General features: G+C 70.3%; 13 protein-coding genes. 7 read left to right on the forward strand and 6 right to left on the reverse strand.

Translation table 11 applies throughout. The features are described 5' to 3' along the window. Window positions 1-17 precede the first annotated feature (17 nt). From mgtE to K8612_RS23150, 4 genes are all read right to left on the reverse strand, one after another. The gene (gene mgtE / locus K8612_RS23135; protein ID WP_223763886.1) at window positions 18-1,346 is read right to left on the reverse strand and encodes a magnesium transporter; all 1,329 of its coding nucleotides are present in this window, start codon (window positions 1,344-1,346) and stop codon (window positions 18-20) included. Window positions 1,347-1,548: 202 nt separating this feature from the next. After that, window positions 1,549-1,935 carry a lactoylglutathione lyase gene (gloA, locus tag K8612_RS23140; RefSeq protein ID WP_223744427.1) on the reverse strand — a complete coding sequence of 129 codons (387 nt, stop codon included), beginning with the start codon at window positions 1,933-1,935 and terminating at the stop codon, window positions 1,549-1,551. 7 nt (window positions 1,936-1,942) lie between these two features. After that, window positions 1,943-2,806, reverse strand: coding sequence for a hypothetical protein (locus K8612_RS23145; protein WP_223763887.1), 864 nt, complete (start codon window positions 2,804-2,806; stop codon window positions 1,943-1,945). Then, window positions 2,796-3,821 carry a hypothetical protein gene (locus tag K8612_RS23150; protein ID WP_223763888.1) on the reverse strand — a complete coding sequence of 342 codons (1,026 nt, stop codon included), beginning with the start codon at window positions 3,819-3,821 and terminating at the stop codon, window positions 2,796-2,798. Before K8612_RS23150 ends, K8612_RS23145 begins: the two co-directional genes overlap by 11 nt. A gap of 388 nt (window positions 3,822-4,209) precedes the next feature. Between K8612_RS23150 and hemL the strand changes: the two genes are divergently transcribed. Together hemL and K8612_RS23160 are read left to right on the forward strand one after the other, a co-directional pair. Continuing rightward, window positions 4,210-5,505: a glutamate-1-semialdehyde 2,1-aminomutase gene (hemL, locus tag K8612_RS23155; RefSeq protein ID WP_223744430.1), complete on the forward strand. Its 1,296-nt coding sequence runs from the start codon at window positions 4,210-4,212 to the stop codon at window positions 5,503-5,505. After that, entirely contained in the window at window positions 5,489-8,092 is a 2,604-nt protein-coding gene (locus tag K8612_RS23160) for a serine/threonine-protein kinase (protein ID WP_223763889.1), read from the forward strand. Before hemL ends, K8612_RS23160 begins: the two co-directional genes overlap by 17 nt. Here the strand turns inward: K8612_RS23160 and K8612_RS23165 are convergent, their stop codons facing one another. Together K8612_RS23165 and K8612_RS23170 are read right to left on the reverse strand one after the other, a co-directional pair. Then, window positions 8,093-8,962: an outer membrane protein gene (locus K8612_RS23165; protein ID WP_223763890.1), complete on the reverse strand. Its 870-nt coding sequence runs from the start codon at window positions 8,960-8,962 to the stop codon at window positions 8,093-8,095. A gap of 106 nt (window positions 8,963-9,068) precedes the next feature. Then, entirely contained in the window at window positions 9,069-11,738 is a 2,670-nt protein-coding gene (locus tag K8612_RS23170) for a GAF domain-containing protein (RefSeq protein ID WP_223763891.1), read from the reverse strand. A 262-nt stretch (window positions 11,739-12,000) separates the two neighbouring features. On the opposite strand from K8612_RS23170, the gene K8612_RS23175 reads away from it, so the two are divergent. The 5 genes from K8612_RS23175 to K8612_RS23195 all read left to right on the forward strand — a co-directional run bounded on the left by K8612_RS23175 (window position 12,001) and on the right by K8612_RS23195 (window position 17,766). After that, complete coding sequence (locus tag K8612_RS23175; protein ID WP_223744434.1) at window positions 12,001-12,279, forward strand: PqqD family protein; 279 nt, start codon at window positions 12,001-12,003, stop codon at window positions 12,277-12,279. A 566-nt stretch (window positions 12,280-12,845) separates the two neighbouring features. Further along, the gene (locus tag K8612_RS23180) at window positions 12,846-13,469 is read left to right on the forward strand and encodes a hypothetical protein (RefSeq protein ID WP_223744435.1); all 624 of its coding nucleotides are present in this window, start codon (window positions 12,846-12,848) and stop codon (window positions 13,467-13,469) included. Further along, window positions 13,466-14,776, forward strand: a complete 1,311-nt coding sequence (locus K8612_RS23185; protein ID WP_223763892.1) for an MFS transporter — start codon at window positions 13,466-13,468, stop codon at window positions 14,774-14,776. The genes K8612_RS23180 and K8612_RS23185 overlap by 4 nt, the downstream gene beginning before the upstream one ends. Further along, window positions 14,773-16,902 carry a carbohydrate binding family 9 domain-containing protein gene (locus K8612_RS23190; RefSeq protein ID WP_223763893.1) on the forward strand — a complete coding sequence of 710 codons (2,130 nt, stop codon included), beginning with the start codon at window positions 14,773-14,775 and terminating at the stop codon, window positions 16,900-16,902. The genes K8612_RS23185 and K8612_RS23190 overlap by 4 nt, the downstream gene beginning before the upstream one ends. Window positions 16,903-16,923: 21 nt before the next feature. Next, window positions 16,924-17,766, forward strand: coding sequence for a methyltransferase domain-containing protein (locus K8612_RS23195; RefSeq protein WP_223763894.1), 843 nt, complete (start codon window positions 16,924-16,926; stop codon window positions 17,764-17,766). Window position 17,767 lies beyond the last annotated feature (1 nt).

Raw genomic sequence — 17,767 nt, forward strand, 5'->3', positions numbered from 1 at the left:
AGCTGGAGCGTCGCCGACTACAGCAGGGTGCCGCTCAGGAAGAGGCTCGCGGCCGTGAAGTAGATGACGAGTCCGGACACGTCCACCAGCGTGGCCACGAAGGGCGCGGACGCGCTCGCGGGGTCGAAGCCCACGCGCCGGAGGATGAACGGCAGCATGGAGCCGGACAGCGTGCCGAACATCACCACGCCCACCAGCGACACGCCCACCGTCATGCCAATGAGCAGCGCGTGCTCGCCGTAGCTGTGGAACAGCCCCTGCCACACCATCACGCGGGTGAAGCCCACCGCGCCCAGCACCGTGCCCAGGGCCAGGCCCGTGGTGAGCTCGCGCCGGGCCACGCGCCACCAGTCCTTCAGCCGCATCTCCGACAGGGCCAGGGAGCGGATGATGAGCGTGGTGGCCTGGCTGCCGGAGTTGCCGCCGGAGCTGATGATGAGCGGGATGAAGAGGCTCAGCACGACGGCGCGGGCGATTTCGTGCTCGAAGTAGCCCATGGCCGTGGCGGTGAGCATCTCCCCCAGGAAGAGCACCATCAGCCAGCCGGCGCGCTTCTTGAGCATCGCCATGAAGCCCACGTCGAAGTAGGGCGCGTCCAGGGCCTCCATGCCGCCGACCTTCTGGATGTCCTCGGTGGCCTCCTCCTGGACCACGTCCACGATGTCGTCCACCGTGACGATGCCCTTCATGCGCCGCTGCTCGTCCACCACGGGCATGGCCATGAAGCTGTGCTCGGAGAAGGTGCGGCTCACCGCCTCCTGGTCCGTGTTCTCCGCCACGGTGATGACGTCGCGCTGCATGACGTCCGCCACGCGCTTGTCCGGCGCGGCCTGGAAGAGCTGGCGCAGGGACAGCACGCCCTGGAGGCGCTGCTCGGCGTCCAGCACGTAGGCGTAGTAGACGGTCTCCACCTTCTCGCGCGCCTGCTTGCGCAGGTAGCCGATGGCCTCGTCGATGCTCATGTCCGGGCGCACGCGGGCGAAGCGCGGGTTCATGAGGCCGCCCGCGTCGTCCTCCGAGTACGCCAGGAGGACGTTCACCTCGCGGCGGCTGGCGTCGTCCAACTGCGACAGGATGGCGTCCACCTGCTCCGGCTCCACGGCCTGGACCAGGTCGGCCAGGTCGTCCGGGGGGAGCAGGCGGACCCAGGTGCGGCGCTCGCCCTGGGGGAGGCTGAGGATGAGCTCGCCCTGTTCGCGCGCGGTGAGGCCCAGGAAGAAGTCGTCCGCCACCGCCGGGGGCAGCAGGCGGAAGCCCTCCAGGCGCTCGTCCACGGAGAGCACGGCCCACGCCTCGTGAAGCTCGTCGGGGGACAGCGCGTTCTGGCTCTGGGGACTCTCCACCATGACGACGGCCTCGGAAGAAGAGGGGGAGGGTGCGCGCCTCGCTGCGATGCGCGCGGGCCTCTCTACACCCCTGCCGGGGGCGCGGCGAGCGGAAGGCGCGAAACATCGAGCGGAAAGTCCCGTCCGCCTGCCTGCCCATCCCACCGGTGTCCACGGGTTCACGGGAGGGCGCCCCGGTCCTGACGGGGCGCCCGGGGGTGGGTCAGGGCTTCTGCTGGATGAGCTCCACCTTGTAGCCGTCCGGGTCCTCCACGAAGGCGATGACGGTGGTGCCGTGCTTCATGGGGCCGGGCTCGCGGACGACCTTGCCGCCGGCCTGCCGGATGGCGTTGGCGGTGGCGTAAATGTCGCTGACGCCCAGGGCGATGTGGCCGTAGGCGGAGCCCAGTTCGTACTTCGCCGTGTCCCAGTTGTGGGTGAGCTCCAGGGCGGGGTGGGTGTCCTCCGGGCCGTAGCCGACGAAGGCGAGGGTGAACCGGCCGTCCGGGTAGTCCTGGCGGCGCAGGAGCGTCATGCCGAGCACGCGGGTGTAGAAGTCGAGCGACTTCTCCAGGTCGCCGACACGGAGCATGGTGTGGAGGATGCGCATGCGGTGGCTATAACCGCGGGGACTCAAGCTCCGCCAGCAGCAGCTTCACCGCGCTGCTCGCGCGCCGGGCGGATTGATCCGCATCGACACCCGGGGCCGCCACGAAGCGGGCGTACTTCCGCGCGCCCGCCGCGTCGAGGTCGGCGAACTCCTGGGCCAGGGCGACGAGGGCCTGCTGGAAGACGGGATCGTCATGGACAGGACTTGACCGGAGGGTGGCTGCAAGAGGGCTCTGCCCTCCTGGCCAAGCTTCGACAAGCCAGACGATGTCGTAGGCATCCTTGTTCTTTGTTCGATTCTTGAGCGCATCCACCTTGGCCGCAAGGTACGAGGCCGGCCCTGCGATCTTCAGAAGATGGCGCGTTCTACCACCGCCTCCCGGAAGAACGACGTCGACCTCTTTCTCGACGAAATCACGGTCGATGAGGTTGCCGGTCTTCAGTACGAACGCGCAGAGCTTTCCTCCCACCACGCCGCCCGGCCTGTACAGCCGTCCCTCTTCACGCTCAGGGCCAGGAGGACAGAAGAACTCGACGATGAGGGGGCGCGAGATGCCACCCTTCCAGCGCCAGCTTGAGCCGGCGTGCATCTTGAATCCTACCGCCTTGAGCGCATTCTCCATGCGCTCGTAGTCACCTACTTCTCCCTCGACCAGTGCGACGCGTAGGCAGAGGTCGAGGTCCTGCGTTCCCGCATGGGGCTCGATGCCGACCTCGGGTGTCGGTACGAGGAGGGATGGGACGAGTCCACCGATGATGACGACGTGTGCTCCCGCGAATCCGAACGCGCGGACGACACGCACCGCCTCAGCAAGCAAGGCTGACCGGATAGAGGGATCGTACTCCCCAAGATGGAAGCCTTCAGTAGCCAAGGATCACCTCACGGAATTGCTGGGCGATGTCTTCTCCCCGTCGCTCGGAACGAGCATCAAGATAGATGCGTGCCATGGGAGCGATGGAGATCCCCTCCTTGTTCGTGGGAGCCCATGAACCGACCTTTCCGGTGTCACGGAGCAGCGTGAGGTTGGCGCCTCGTTCGGTGATCTCGGCGTCGAGTTGTTTCGCTGCGTGTGCAAGAGGTACGTCGGGCGAGATGCGGATGCGTGACTGAGCAACGTTCGTGGGCCCTACACCGAACACGCTGGCCGCGGCTGAACCCGTGAGCGCGTGGGGGATACCGTCCCTGCTCAACTTAGCGCTGGATTGCAGCCAGAGTTCCTCGGGACGCCGTGCATAAACGGCAACCTGCAAAGAGGGCTCCCTCCGTGTGGCGCTGGCTTGCTGCTGGAGCCAGTCAAGCAATTCAGTCCGCGACAGGATGATGCGCCGCTTCGAGGGACCTCTTCCCGTCGTACGGAGCAGTCCCAGCTCTTCAAGATGGGTAAGGACTTTGTGCGCCTGCCCGACTGAGACGGAGGCCTGTTCCGCCACTTGAGAGATGGAAAAAGACTCTTGTCCCTGCAGCAGGACCTGCACGGCCCTCACGCCATGAACTCCCAGCGTCATCTGCCCCGACGACTTCGCGGCTGTGGCTGAGCGCTTCGTGCTTCCCAGGTGGATGCAGATGCCCGGCGCGATCAGGTGAAGATGCCCGCGTGCGTCAATGTAGCTCGCATCTCGTTCCTCCAGTGCCTCGCGGACGCCCTGGCTGAGGAATGCACCTGTGAGAACGGGAACTGCGGCGTCTGGCTCCGCGAGGGACAGATGCAGGTCCAGCAGCAAAGGGAGTTGGTCAACGCTGAGCCGCGCGGGCGCCTCCAACAACCGAAGGCGAAGCTCGCGGTCCTCCAATCGAAGCGAAGGACGGATGTCGCTGCGTACCTGGAGCCAAGGCTGGTTCGGCAGCCATGTGGCCAGTCGTGAAGGGAGAGAGAGGACCGCAGGCATTTTCACTCCTGAGGATTCATCGTCGTAAGTGAAAATAGAACCGTAGTGAATATCGCCAACATGAAGGCTGGAGGTTTAGCGCATAAAATTCAAGTAGATACAGTTACTTACGACTTATTTTCACCCACGTTTCATTTTCATTCAATAATGAATAAGCAATCTATGTGTAGATTGCATTGTGGGTCGAGCGCTTGGGCGGGACGAGGCGGAGAGGCGCGGGGACTCTTCCTGGGATGAATGGCGGGCGCCTGGATGGTCGCTCCGCGCAAGAAGAGCGGGCGAAATTCGGAGGGCCTCTGGCCGGGCGGGCGCACGCTAGTAAGTGGTGCGACACCGGAGGGCCACTCGGGGCGGGGACGCGCGTCCGGCGCGTGTTATGGAACCGGCCATGAAACACGCTCAAAGCCAGGCCCTCTTCGCCCGTGCGCAGGCGCGCATCCCGGGTGGCGTGAACTCTCCGGTGCGTGCCTTCCGCGGCGTGGGAGGCGACCCCGTCTTCTTCAAGGAAGGCTCCGGTGCGTGGCTCACCGACGTGGACGGCAACCGCTACGTGGACCTGGTGGGAAGCTGGGGCCCGCTCATCCTGGGCCACGCGTACCCGCCCATCGTGGAGGCCATCCTGGAGGCCGCGCGGCGCGGCACCACGTTCGGCGCGCCCGTCGCCTCGGAGGTGGAGTTCGCGGAGCTGCTCTGCGCCACGGTGCCCTCCGTGGAGAAGGTGCGCCTGGTCTCCAGCGGCACCGAGGCCACGGTGGCCGCCATCCGCGTGGCGCGCGGCTTCACCGGCCGCGACTACATCCTCAAGTTCGAGGGCTGCTTCCACGGCGCGGGTGACCCGTTCCTCGTGAAGGCGGGCAGCGGCGTGGAGACCCTGGGCCTGCCGGACTCGCCGGGCGTGCCCGCCGCGCTGGCGTCGCTCACGCTCACCGCGCCCTTCAACGACCTGGAGGCCGTGGAGCGCATCTTCAAAGAGAAGGGCCAGGACATCGCCTGCGCCATCATCGAGCCCGTGGTGGGCAACATGGGCGTGCTGGTGCCTCGCCCCGGCTACCTCGAAGGGCTGCAGAAGCTCTGCCAGAAGCACGGCGTGCTCTTCGTGCTGGATGAGGTGATGACGGGCTTCCGGCTGGCTCGCGGCGGCGCGCAGGAGCTGTACGGGCTCAAGCCGGACCTGACCACCATGGCCAAGGTGGTGGGCGGCGGCATGCCGCTGGGCGCGTACGGCGGCCGGCGCGACATCATGGCGAAGGTGGCGCCGGAGGGGCCCGTGTACCAGTCCGGCACGCTGTCCGGGAACCCGGTGGCGGTGGCGGCGGGCCTGGCGTGCTTGAAGGCGCTGGCGGCGCCGGGGACGTACTCGCGGCTGGAGCAGTTGGGCCTGCTGCTGGAGGAGGGCTTCCGCGCGGAGGCGAAGGCGGCGGGCGTGCCGGTGACGGTGAACCGCGTGGGCAGCATGCTCACGGTGTTCTTCACGGCGGAGCCGGTGTTCGACTACGCGTCCGCGAAGAAGGCGGACACGGCGAAGTTCGGGCGCTTCTTCCACGCGATGCTGCAAGAAGGCGTGTACCTGCCGCCCAGCCAGTTCGAGGCGGCGTTCGTGTCGCTGGCCATCGGCGAGCCGGAGGTGGCGCACGTGCTCGCCGCGGCCCGCAAGGCGTTCCGCGCGCTTGGCGACGCCCGTTGAACCCGAGGCCCTGAGCGGGCCCGTGCGCTTCGGCCCCTACACCCTCGTGCGCCGCATTGGCGCCGGGGGGATGGGGGAGGTCTTCCTCGCGCGCGAGGAGGGCGTGGGGCGCGCGGTGGTGGTGAAGAAGGTGCTGCCGGGGCTGGTGGACAGCCGGCAGTTCGTGGGCCGCTTCCGCGACGAGGCCCGCGTGGTGGTGCGGCTGGCGCACCCGAACATCGCCCGCGTGTACGCGATGGGCGAGGTGGACGGGCAGTTGTTCCTCGCCATGGAGTACGTGCTGGGCAAGACGCTCAGCCGGCTCGCGTACCGCCTGCGGCAGCGTCAGCGGATGATGCCCCTGGGGCCGCTGCTCCAGATGGGCATCCGGCTGTGCGAGGGCCTGGCGTACGCGCACGACGCGACGGACGAGGCGGGGCACCCGCTGCACCTGGTGCACCGCGACCTGTCCCCCGCGAACGTGTGCGTGAGCTACGCGGGCGAGGTGAAGATCATCGACTTCGGCGCGGCGCAGTCCACGCTGAAGGAGCAGCAGACGGCGCCGCGCGTGGTGATTGGCAACCTCACGTACATGGCGCCGGAGCAGGCCCGCAAGCGCACGGTGGACCGCAGGGCGGACCTGTACGCGGTGGGCGTGGTGCTGTGGGAGCTGTTCTCGTGGAAGCCGCTGTCGCAGCGGGGGGACCCGCTGGAGCGCTGGCGGCGCGCGGCCTATCCGCAGTGGGAGCCGGCGGGGCGCTACCGGCCGGACCTGCCGCGCGCGGTGGACGCGTTCCTGGCGCGCGCGCTGGCGTCCGAGCCGAACGACCGCTTCCCCACGGCCACGGCCATGGCGGAGGCGCTGGGCGCGCTGAAGGAGAAGCTGGCGCCCAACGTGACGGACCAGGACCTGGTGCGGTTGATGTCGGCGGCCTTCCCGCGCGAGAAGGTCATCGAACAGCAGATGCTGGACGACCTGTTGCGCGAGCAGCCCGAGCGCGCGAGCACGCGTCAGGAGTTTCCGTCCGTGCTCGCGCCTCCCGGCGCCATGGACGCGGCGGAGGCGCTCCGGGCACAGGAGGACATCGCGACGGAGGCGCTGGACGCGGCGAGGCTGCGGCAGGCGGAGGGCGCGGGCCCGGAGAGCCCTCGCGCGGGCCTGGAGCCCGGAGCGCGGGGCGCCTCGAAGCCACCGCCGCCGGAGCACTCCTCCGTGGGCGAGCGGACCGAGGCCCTGGACGCGGCGAAGGTGGAGCAGGCGCTGCGCGCGGCGGCGGAGGCGCAGCGGCTCCGGGCGGAGTCCGGCGACGCGGCGGAGCTGCCGCGCAAGGCGCCTCCGGCGCGGCTGCACAACCTGGAAATCACCATGGATGCCTGGCTGCCAGGCATTGGCGCCGCGGAGCCCACCACGCCGGGACTTCCTCCCCAGACCCCGGCGGCGGCATCCCCGCCATGGACTCCCGGGCCCGGCGAGGACGAGGCCACTCCCCAGGAGGCCCCCGGCCCCTTGGAGTCCCGTGGGGGCCCGGGCTCCGAGGACACCACCGACCCCGGGGAGCGCACGCCCGCGCCCACGGAGTCCTCCTCGGGCAGGCAGGCCGCGGTGGAAGAACCGTCCCGGCCGGATTGGAATCCGGACGCGGACGCGAAAGACTCCGCTCCACACCTTCGAGCGTCTCACAGTGAGGGGCCCCCCCCGGCCCCGGAGGACTCACCGATGCAGAACCGCCCCTCGCGCCCGGGCTGGACTCCCGGCGCAGGCAGTGAGGACTCCACCACCAACGAGCGGCCCGCGCGCAAGAGCGCCACGGGCCTTCCCGCCGCCGGCAAGGGCGGCTGGACCCCGGGCTCCGGCGAGGACGACGCCACCGAGGGCGCCGGCCCCATGGCTTCGCGCCCGGACATGGACGACGACGCGGACGACGAGGGCACCGACGTCGACAAGCCCGGCCGCCCGAAGGCGAACGCAGCGCCGCGTGCCCCCGCATCCCAGCCCCGTCCGCAGACCTCGGTGGGGCCCGCGCCGCAGTCGCGTCCCGCTGCCTCCGTGGGCGCCGCCCCCCAGGCGCGTCCCGCGGAGGCGTTCCCGGACGCCACCCGCCCCATGTCCCAGGACGAGCTGCCGGTGCCCTGGACGCCGCAGGGCGCGGGCGAGGCCACCGAGGCCCTGGAGGCCGCGAAGATCTTCGGCGCCCTGTCCCAGACGACGGGCAACATGCCGGCCTACCTGGACGAGAAGGCCACCCCCTACGTCCCGCCCAAGGAGGCCCCGCGCCGCCAGGCCCCCGTCGTGGACGAACGGCCCCACGAGACGCGCCCCATGCAGGTGCGCACCAAGACGCGCGAGACGCTCGTGGGCTACGACATGGACATCTCCGAGGCGCTCCGGCAAGCGGAGCTGAAGCGCCGCGAAGCCGAGCTCGCCGCCCAGAAGCGCGACAAGAAGAAGCCCGTGAAGAAGGCCCCGGGCGGCAACCCGCTCCAGGGCCTGTGGCCCCTCCCGCCCCAGTACCGCTTCTGGGCCATGCTCCTGGTGGTGGCCCTGGCGTGCGGCCTGGGCTTCGGCGTGATGTGGCTCTTGCTGAGCGGCGGCGAAGGCGGCGCCTGATCAGTCCAGCGCCGGCAGCCGGTACTGGACGCCCAGCGACACGGTGGCGGTGCTCAGCCAGTTGCTCGTGAAGCCGTCGCCGAACTCGTCGTCGTTGTCGTCCGAGGTGCCTCGCGCGCCGCCGCCCAGGTAGCGCAGGTTGAGGAACACGTCGATCTGCTCGGTGACGCGCACGCCGCCGCGCAGGCTCGCGTCCAGCAGCGCGCCCGTGGTGGCCGAGTCGCTGTCGCCGTTGATGATGGCCGCCGGCGCGTAGCTGCCATCCGCCTCCAGCCCCACCCACCAGTTCTGGCTCAACGGCCAGCGCACGCGCACCTTGAGCAGCGGCACCGGCCCCACGTCCCGGCTGGTCCGCCGCAGGGTGCCGTCCGCGGAGGTGAAGACGAACGTCGCGTTGCGGAGCTGGAGCGAGGCGCCCACGGACAGCTCGCGCTCGGGGCCGCCGAGCAAATCGTAGAGGTAGCTGGCCCGGTAGAACGGGAACGCGTAGCGCACGTCCAGCGGCGTGTTCTCCGGGAACGTGAGCTCGTCAATCGTGACGTCCCGCCGCAGCACGACCTGCGTCTGGATGTCCAACGGCTGCACCAGGAACACCAGCGTGTGCCGCCCGCGCAGGGACAGCTCCGCGCTCAGGCGCACGAACGTGTAGAGGTTGTCCTGCCCGCCGTCCTCCGGGAAGCGGAAGAGGGTGCCGTCGCTCCCCTGACGCAGGCTGTGCGCCAGGACGTCCAGGAAGCCCAGCTCCGCCACCGCGCGCAGCTCCACGCGCGGCGCCTCCTTGCGCGGCGCGTCCTCCGCCGCGCGAGCGGAGCCCGCCATCCCGAACAGCCACGCCACCACCCCTGCCAACACGGCCTGCGACCCGCGCATCGTCTTCCCCTGGGAAGTGCATCCTCGAGGCCGGCAGCAGACGCGACCGGGACGCGCGAAGGGGACTTTCGAGCGGGGACTGTTCACTCCCGCGCGCACCGCTGCGTCAGGCGCCCGTCAGGGGCAGGGGCGGCGCCACCGGCGGCTCCAGCGGCAGGAAGAGGCGGAAGATGGTGCCCCTGCCCGTCTCCGGCGCGTCCAGCGACACCTGGCCCACGTGCGAGTCGATGATGCGCTTCACCACGGCGAGCCCCAGCCCGGTGCCCTGGGCCTTGGTGGTGAAGAAGGGCTCGAAGACGCGCGCGCGCAGCTCCGCCGGGATGCCCGGCCCCGTGTCGGAGATCTCCACCTGCACGCCGGGCCGGTCCATCCACGCCTTGCGCGCCACCACGCGCAGCGTGCCGCCCTGGGGCAGCATGGCCTGCACGGCGTTGAGCGCCACGTTGAGGAAGCACTGGCGGATGAGCCGCTCGTCCACCGTCACCGGCGGCACGTCCTCCTCCATCACCCACTCCACCCGCACCGGCGGCGGCGAGGTGCCGCCCACGTCGGAGAGCGCGCTGCCCACCGCCTCCTCCAGCAACTGCGTCACCGACACCGGGTACAGGTGCGGCGACGGAGGCCGCGCGAACGTGAGCAGGTCCGCGACGATGCGGTTGAGCCGGTCCGCCTCCTCCCCCACGATGTCCACCAGCGGGAGGGCCGGGCTCTCCGGCCCGATGATGCGGCGGATGGTGGCCACCGAGTTGAAGATGGCGCCCAGGGGGTTGCGCACCTCGTGGGCCACCACCGCGGACAGCTCGCCCAGCGCCACCAGCCGCTCGCGGTTCACCAACTGCTCCTGCGCGCGCGCCAGCTCCGCGTAGCTCTGCTTCAAGTCCTCCACCAGCCGCGCGCCCTCCAGCGCCAGCGACAACTGGTTGGCGATGGCGTCCGCGCGCTCCAGCTCCGCGGGCGTGAAGCGGCGGGGCCGGCGCGTCTCCACCATCACCGCCACGCCCACCATCTGGTCGTGCACGGCGAGCGGCAGCACCATGTAGGCCAGGGCCTCCGCGGCGCGGCGCAGCTCGTCGTCCACCCGCGTCTCCAGCCGCGCGTCCTCCACCCGGAGCGGCTGGCGCGTGCGGAACACCTGGCCCGCGAGCGAATCCGACGACAGGTCCAGCGGCACGTGGCGCCCCACCAGCTCCGGGTGGCTGCCCGTCGCCGCGCGGATGGCCAGCCTTTCGCCCTGGGCGTCCGGCAGCAGCACGTACGCGTCCGGCACGTCCACGATGCGCGCCAGGCTGGTGACGCCCGTGGCCAGCAGCCGGTCCAGCTCCAGCGTGGCCGCCAGCGCCTTGCCCACCTCGTGCATCAGCGCCAGGTCCTCCGCCCGGCCGCGCACCTCGTCCAGCAGCCGGTGGGATTCAATGGCCGCCGCGAAGTGCGTGCCCATGGCCTGGAGCGTCTCCACCTCCAGCGCGGTGAGCCGGCGGCGCGCGTGGAACAGCACGCTCAACGTGCCCACGCCGCGCGAGCGCACCCGCAGCGGCACCGACACCAGCGTCTGGAACGCCAGCGCCCGCAGCGCGTCGCGCGTGGGCGCGGGGCACGTCTCCGCGTCCAGCACCTGCACCGCGTCCGGCATCCCGCCCGGGCGGGGCAGCGACCCCAGCCGCGCGCGGCGCACGCGCGCCACCGCGTCCTCGGACAGGCCTCGCGCGTAGACGAGCTCCAGCGGCTCGCTCGACTCGTGCCGCGTGTCCGCGGGCAGCAGCAGGCACACCGCGTCGCAGCCCAGCAGGCCGGAGATCTCCTCCGTGCCGGAGCCGAAGAAGGCGCGCGGGTGCGGCGCGGACGCGGCCTGTGACGCCAGCCGCCCCAGCGCGGTGAGCGCCGTCGCGCGCACGCTCAGCCGCTGGATGGTGCGCGCCGCGTCCAGCGCGGAGGACACCTGCTGGCCGAACAGCCGCACCGCGGCCACGTCCTCCTCGCTCAGCCAGTCCGCGGCCAGCACCAGCATGGCCATGGGCGCGTTCTCCACGTCGATGCGCACGCCCACCGCCCGGTGCGTCTCCACGCGCCGGAACACCGCCAGCACCACGTCCATGCGCGCTTCGGACACGAACCGGGACGCCTCCACGCCCAGGTCCTCCACCCACGCATCCCCGTCCCGCCAGGTGCGCACCAGCGCGGGCGACCAGCCGCCCGGGGCCTCCACCCGCACGCGGCCTCCCAGCGACGGCGCGTGCGGCACCAGCCGGGGGGACAGCCCCGCCACGGACAGCTCCACGCCCACGCCCCGGGGCGTCAGCCACGCGAAGCCCAGCTCCAGCGCCTCCAGCCCCCGGAACACCTCCTCGCGCACCGCGTCCTCGGAGTGCAGCGCGCGCACCGCGCCCCCCAACTCCGCCAGCCGCCGCAGCACCATCCGGCGGCGGACCCGGGACGTCACGTCCCGCACCTGCACCACCCAATCCCTGGCATGCGGGTGCACCGTCAGCTCCACGCGCATCCCGTGATTGCCCACGGCCAGCCACGCCTCGTAGGTGCCCGCCACGGGCGAAGACCCCAGCCGCCGCGCCAGCCGGTCCGCGGGGTCCTCCAGCGGCCCGGGCTCCCACAGCAGCGTCGTGACGGGCCTTCCCAGCAGGTGCTCGCGCGCGAGGCCCAGCAGGCGGGACAGCGCGGCGTTGGTGTGGATGAGCAGGCCGTCCCGAAGCACGAACACGCCCAGGGGCATGTCGTCGAAGAGGCGGTACACCGCCTCCGGCTCCTCGGAAACCGTCCCCACCCGACGGTTCGTGCGCTCAGTGCTCCTCACCCCCCCACCTTCGCACCCCTGCCCCCCCGCGGTGAAGCCACCCCCGCCCGTCAATCGACCACCAGCGCACACCCGCCGCTCCCCGCCCTGGAGCGGCGCGGCGCCTCACGACCCGGCACGTTCTCAAACCCTCTCATGATGCCCCAACCTGAATCCTTGCATGTATTGACAGGGTTTATGAGAACACCTAGAAACATGGAAATGTGACAGTGCGGTTTCAAAGGGGAATGTCTTGAACCTGCCCCACGCGGCTTCCGGCGTCATCGTCCAGCAGCAAGGTGAAGCCTTCTTCCTCCTGGATACGGAGGGCGGTGAGGTCTTCCGGGTGAACGAGACCGCCGCGCGCATCTTCGAGCTGTGCCAGGGCGACACGTCCCTGGAGGGAGCGGTGGCGTCGCTGGCGCTCCGGCTGGGCGCCGCGGGCCAGGAGGAGGCCATCCGCGCGGACGTCCAGCGCACCGTGACGCAGTTCCAGGAGCTGGGGCTGTGCGAGCCCTCGCGCCCCGTCTGACCTTCGCCGTCCGCTGAAGCGCCTTTTTGCCCTCGTGAGAGGGACAGGCCGGGCCATGTCCCGAGCCTTGGGAATCCCGTGTGCCCGGGCCGCCCCGGGTGCGCGTGATGCCAGACGTGAGACGTGTTTTCACGGCTGGAGTGAAGCACCGGAGTGTTGGCAGGCAATGTCAGACCCCCTGTCCACACTCCGCCATGTTTCACCGCAGTGAACGCAGCAAATCACCCAGGAGAAGCACCATGTACATCCAGTCCCAGATCGTCCGCGTGTCCGCGTCGTCCGACAAGTGCACCTGCTCCAACGGCATGGTCATCGCCGCGACGACCGTGAGCGCGGAGTAGTCGCTCCCGTCGTTTCCCAACTCCAGACATCCATCCCAGGAGAACCACCATGTACATCCAGTCCGAGATCGTCCGCGTTTCCGCCGCCACCGACAAGTGCACCTGCTCCAACGGCATGGGCACCGTGATCGTCATCGCGGAGTAACGCGTTTCACGGCCGGGAGGAGGGCCTCGGTCCTCCTCCCGGCTGTGTCTTTCCCCGAAAGCGCCGACACGCCCCCGCCCATGCTGCCCGCATCCACGCAGTTGTTGCTCTTCACCCAGGCGGACGTCGGCGGACACGCGCTCTTTCGAGTCGTGCCCGTGGAGGTGTCCGTGCGCCCCGGCCAGGGACGGCTGTGGACGGACGTGTCGCGGGGCAACGCCTTCACCCCCGCGTGGCAGGACCACGCGCGCCACCTGTCGGCGGTGGGCCGCGCGCGCTACGCGCTGCCGTGGGAGCAGACCGACCTGCACGTCTCGCCGCGCGGCCGGAACGTGACGCTGGATGGCCGGAGCGCGTCGCTGCCGCTGTTCGTCGCGTGGGTGGCGCTGCTTTCGGGCCTGCCGCTGCCGTCGCCCTTCCTGGGCACGGGCGTGGCGCTGGAGGCGCATGGGGAAGCGCTCGCGCCCGCGCCGCGCGAGTTCCTCCAGGGAAAGCTGGGCGTGGCGCAGGCCTACGTGACGCAGGTGTTTCCGCGGGCGGGGAGGGTGGCGGTGTTCGTGCCGGAGGGCAGCGCCTTCGACGCGGCGCCCCTGACGGCGCTGGACGTGCGGCCGGTGCCCACGCTCACGAAGGCGGTGGAGGCGGTGCTGGGGCTGAAGCCTCGCGCCGCCGGAGCCGACGCCGGGGAAGGGGTGGGGGGATGATCCGCCAGGGCGTGGGGGCCATCCGGGAGATGTATGGGCTGACGCGGGGGCTGGGGAACCTGCGGGTGATGCTGGGCTCGGGGCTGTTGGGCATGGCGGCGTCCGGCCTGCTCAACCCGGTGATGCCGTTGTACCTGCGCTCGCGCGGGCTGGGCTTCCAGGAGATTGGCGCGCTCTACACGGTGGGGGCGCTGCTGCCCATCTTCGTGCAGCCGGTGCTGGGGGCGCTGTCGGACCGCCATGGGCGCAAGCCCTTCGTGGTGGGCCTGTCGCTCGTCACGTCGCTGATGGTGCCGGCGGTGGCGCTGGTGGACGACCCGCAGCCGCTCGCCGCCGTGATGATCCTCAAGATGCTGCTGTCGCGCAGCGCGGCGCCGGTGTCCAACGCGATGGTGGCGGACTTCGCGCCCGCGAAGCAGCGCGCCACGCTCTTCGCGCTGCTGGATGCCACGTCCAACCTGGTGTTCGTCGCCGCGCTGTTCGCGTCCTCCGCCGTCATCCGCGCGCTGTCGGTGGCGGGCACCTTCTTCCTGGCGGGGGGCCTGTTCCTCGCGGGCAGCCTGCTGCTGCTGGGGCTGGATGAACCGGCGCGGCCTCCGCGCGCGGAAGGAGTGCGTGGGGGCGCGGGGTGGGGCCTGGTGTTCCGGGGGCTGTGGTCGCCGTTCACCTACGTGAAGGAGCGGCCGGGCGCGGCGGCGCTGTTCCTCTGGCAGTTCTTCTTCACCTTCGCGCTGGCGCTGTTCCCCACGTACCTGCCGCTGTACGCGGTGGAGCTGGGCGCGCCCCGGGAGGCGGTGGGGCCGCTGGTGGCGGCGTCGTGGCTGACGTACGCGTTCGCGCAGCCCTTCGGCGGGCGGCTGTCGGACCGGCTGTCCCGGCGCGTGGGCCTCATTGTGCCGGGCCTCGCGGGCATGGCGGTGATGGCGGCGGTGCTGGGGGCCGCGGGGTGGCTGCCGGACGGCGCCGCGCTGGTGACGCTGGTGGGGGCCTGGGTGCTGCTGGCCATCCCCGACGGCCTGCACCGCTCCTCCGCGTCCGCGCTGGTGGTGGAGCAGTCCCCGGCGCCCTCCGAGCGCGGCCGGTTCATGGGCGCGCTGGGCGCCTGCGGCGCGCTGGCCTCCGTGCTCGCGCCCGTCACCTACGGCTTCGTCGCGCAAGCGGCCGGCATTGGCTTCACGTTCCTTCTTTCCTCGGTGTCCCTCGTGCTGGCGCTCGGCTGTGTGTCGCGCGTGCGCGAGGCGTCCTCACCCGTCACACCTCCACCGGCCCCCGTGGCCGCCCTCACCCCCACCTCGGAGCCCGGATGAGCCCCCTTCGCCACGTGTGTCGCTGGGGCACCGCGCTGTTGGCCGCGCTGGTGCCCACGCTGGGACACGCTGATTCAACGTACAAGGTCACCGCGACGCGGACGCAGGACGCCATCACCATCGACGGCAAGGGGGATGAGCCCGCGTGGCAGGCGGCCCCGGAGATTTCCGGCTGGTACCTCACGCGCGTCAACTACGGCAAGCCCGCGCCGGACGACACCAAGGTCCGCATCCTCTACGACCAGGACAACCTCTACTTCCTCTTCCACTGCATCGACTCCAAGCCGGAGCGCATCACCGGCTACACGGTGCAGAACGAGGGGTTCCTCCACCAGGAGGACAACATCACCATCATCCTGGACACGTTCCTGGACCACCGGAACGCGTACTACTTCTGGACCAACCCGCTGGGCGTGCGCACCGACGGGCGCATCGTGGATGACGGCGAGGCGTTCTCCACCAACTGGCGCGGCGAGTGGGAGACGAAGTCCACCATCGTGAAGGACGGGTGGATTTCAGAGGTGCGCATCCCGTTCGCCAACTTCCAGTTCGAGACGAAGGATGAAATCTCCTTCGGCATGCTCCTGGACCGCGAACAGTCGCGCAACCAGGAGTGGAGCAACTGGACGCCGGACGGCGTCAACAGCGCGAAGGTGAGCCGCTACCCGCACCTGGAGGGGCTCAAGGGCATCAAGCCGCGCAGCATCTTCAGCATCACCCCGTACGTGGCCACCACGGTGGCGCTCAAGACGACGGACGACCGGGGCGTCTTCCGTCCCAACGTGGGCGCGGACGCGCGCATCGACCCGACGCCCTGGCTGGCGGTGAAGCTCACCGCCAACCCGGACTTCAGCGACGCGGAGGCAGACCAGAGCTTCCTCCTGCTGGACACGGACCAGCCGCTCCTGCCGGAGCGCCGCGCGTTCTTCACGGAGAGCGAGCACCTCTTCATCGCGCCCATCAACGTCTTCACCTCGCGCCGCATCGCGCTGCGGCCGCATGACCGGGTGTGGGGCGGCCTGCAGCTCACCGGCAAGCTGGGGGGCTTGAGCTTCTCGATGATGGACGTGCAGCACCGCGACCTCACCGGCCGGGACGCCAACGGCCGTGAGGTCTTCGAGAACGTCAACTCCGGCGTCATCCGCTTGCAGCAGGACATCGGCAAGCGGTCGATGATCTCCCTGGTGGCGCTCAACCGCAGCGGGCGGGGCGGGCTGTTCGGGGACTCGGACTTCCAGACGGTGGGCGTGGACGGCAACTTCCACGTCTTCGAGGAGTTCTTCATCCAGGCGCAGGCGCTGAAGAGCTGGAGCCCGCTGGGCAACGAGGACTCGGACGCGTACCACGTGGGCCTGCACCGCTTCGACACGCTGTCGGAGTTCTGGTTGCAGTTCGAGGACATCGGGAAGAACTACGCGAACCCGCTGGGCTGGACGCCGGTGGTGGACAAGCAGGGCTACAACTCGCGCCTGTTCCTGAACCCGTTCCCCGGGTGGCGCTTCCTGCCCCGGCTGGACGTGACGTGGGACTCGCTGTGGCGCCGCAACCACGAGGGCGAGCGCACGCGCTGGCGCAACCGCCTCAACGTGCAGCCCTACCTGCACCACGACTTCGCGCTCTACCTGGAGGGCATCTACGACGACAACCTGGGCTTCCGGGACCGGCTGGGCACGTTCGGCTTCACCCTGTTCCCGCACGACTGGCAGAGCTACACGCTGACCGCCGTCGCCGGCCGCTTCCTGGGCGGGGAGATCCGCGGCTTCAACGGCGCGGCGAACATCAAGATTGGCCCGCACATCGTCGCGCGCTTCAGCGGCTTCTACACGCGCAACTTCAACGTGCCGACGAACAGCGACCTCTACGGCACGTCCGGGGACGGCTACAGCTTCTCCGGCTACGCGCAACTGCGTTACCACTTCAGCCCGGACCTCTACGCGCGCCTGACCTTGCAGAAGGGCGGCGTGTACGAGCTGGCGGACTACAACTCCGTGAAGGGCACGTTCCTGGACGCGATGGTGGGGTGGCACTACCGCCAGTGGAGCGACATCTTCCTCGTCTACACGGATCAGCCCTTCGGCGGCTCCCAGGAGCGGCGGATCCTCTCGAAAATCTCCTTCAACTACTGACCTGTCCCAAGGGCCATCCGCATGACCTCCGCCGACCCGCAGAGCCTCAAGCGCCGCTACGACGAGGTGTCCCCGAAGTACGACCAGGGCGCGCCGGACGCCACGGCCATCAAGCTGTTCTGGCTGACGTACGAGCACCTCACCTGGAAGCCCGTGGAGGCGCTCCTGCCGAAGGACGGCACGGCCTGGCGCGTGCTGGACGCGGGCGGCGGGGGCGGCAAGTTCGGCACGCGCTTCGCGGAGGCCGGTCACCACGTCACCGTGCTGGACATCTCACCGGGCATGCTCGACGGCGCGAAGGCGCAGTTCGCCGCGAAGGGGCTGCTGGACCGCGCCGCCTTCGTGGAGGGCAACGTCGCGGCGCTGGAGCTGCCGGACGCGGCCTTCGACCTGGTCTTCTGTGAAGGCGATCCGGTGTCGTACTGCCTGGACGCGTACCCGCGCGCGGTGAAGGAGCTGGTGCGCGTGGCGAAGCCGGGCGCGCCGGTGGTGCTGGGCGTGGACAACCGCTACGAGGCGTTCTCCGGCTACCTGAAGCTGGGCAAGCCGCAGGAGGCCTTCCGCACGCTGCACGACGGCCGCACCACGTGCCCGTACGGCCTGCCTGTGCACGCCTTCACGGTGCGCGAGCTGGAGCGCGCGGTGGCGGACGCGGGCGCGGAGCTGCTGGAGGTCTTCGGCAAGCCGGTGATGTTCTTCGACATGCTCAAGGCGATGGCGGCCTCGCACGGCGGCACCGCGGAGAAGCCGTGGGACGCGTGGGCCGCGCGCGAGGAGATATTGGCGTTGCAGGAGAAGCTGGCGCACGAGGGCTTCGCCGTCCTGGGGCAGCACCTCCAGGTGATGGCGCGGCGCAAGGGCTGAC

Origin of the sequence: Corallococcus sp. AS-1-6 (genome assembly GCF_020037015.1) — a bacterium.
GTDB lineage: Bacteria > Myxococcota > Myxococcia > Myxococcales > Myxococcaceae > Corallococcus.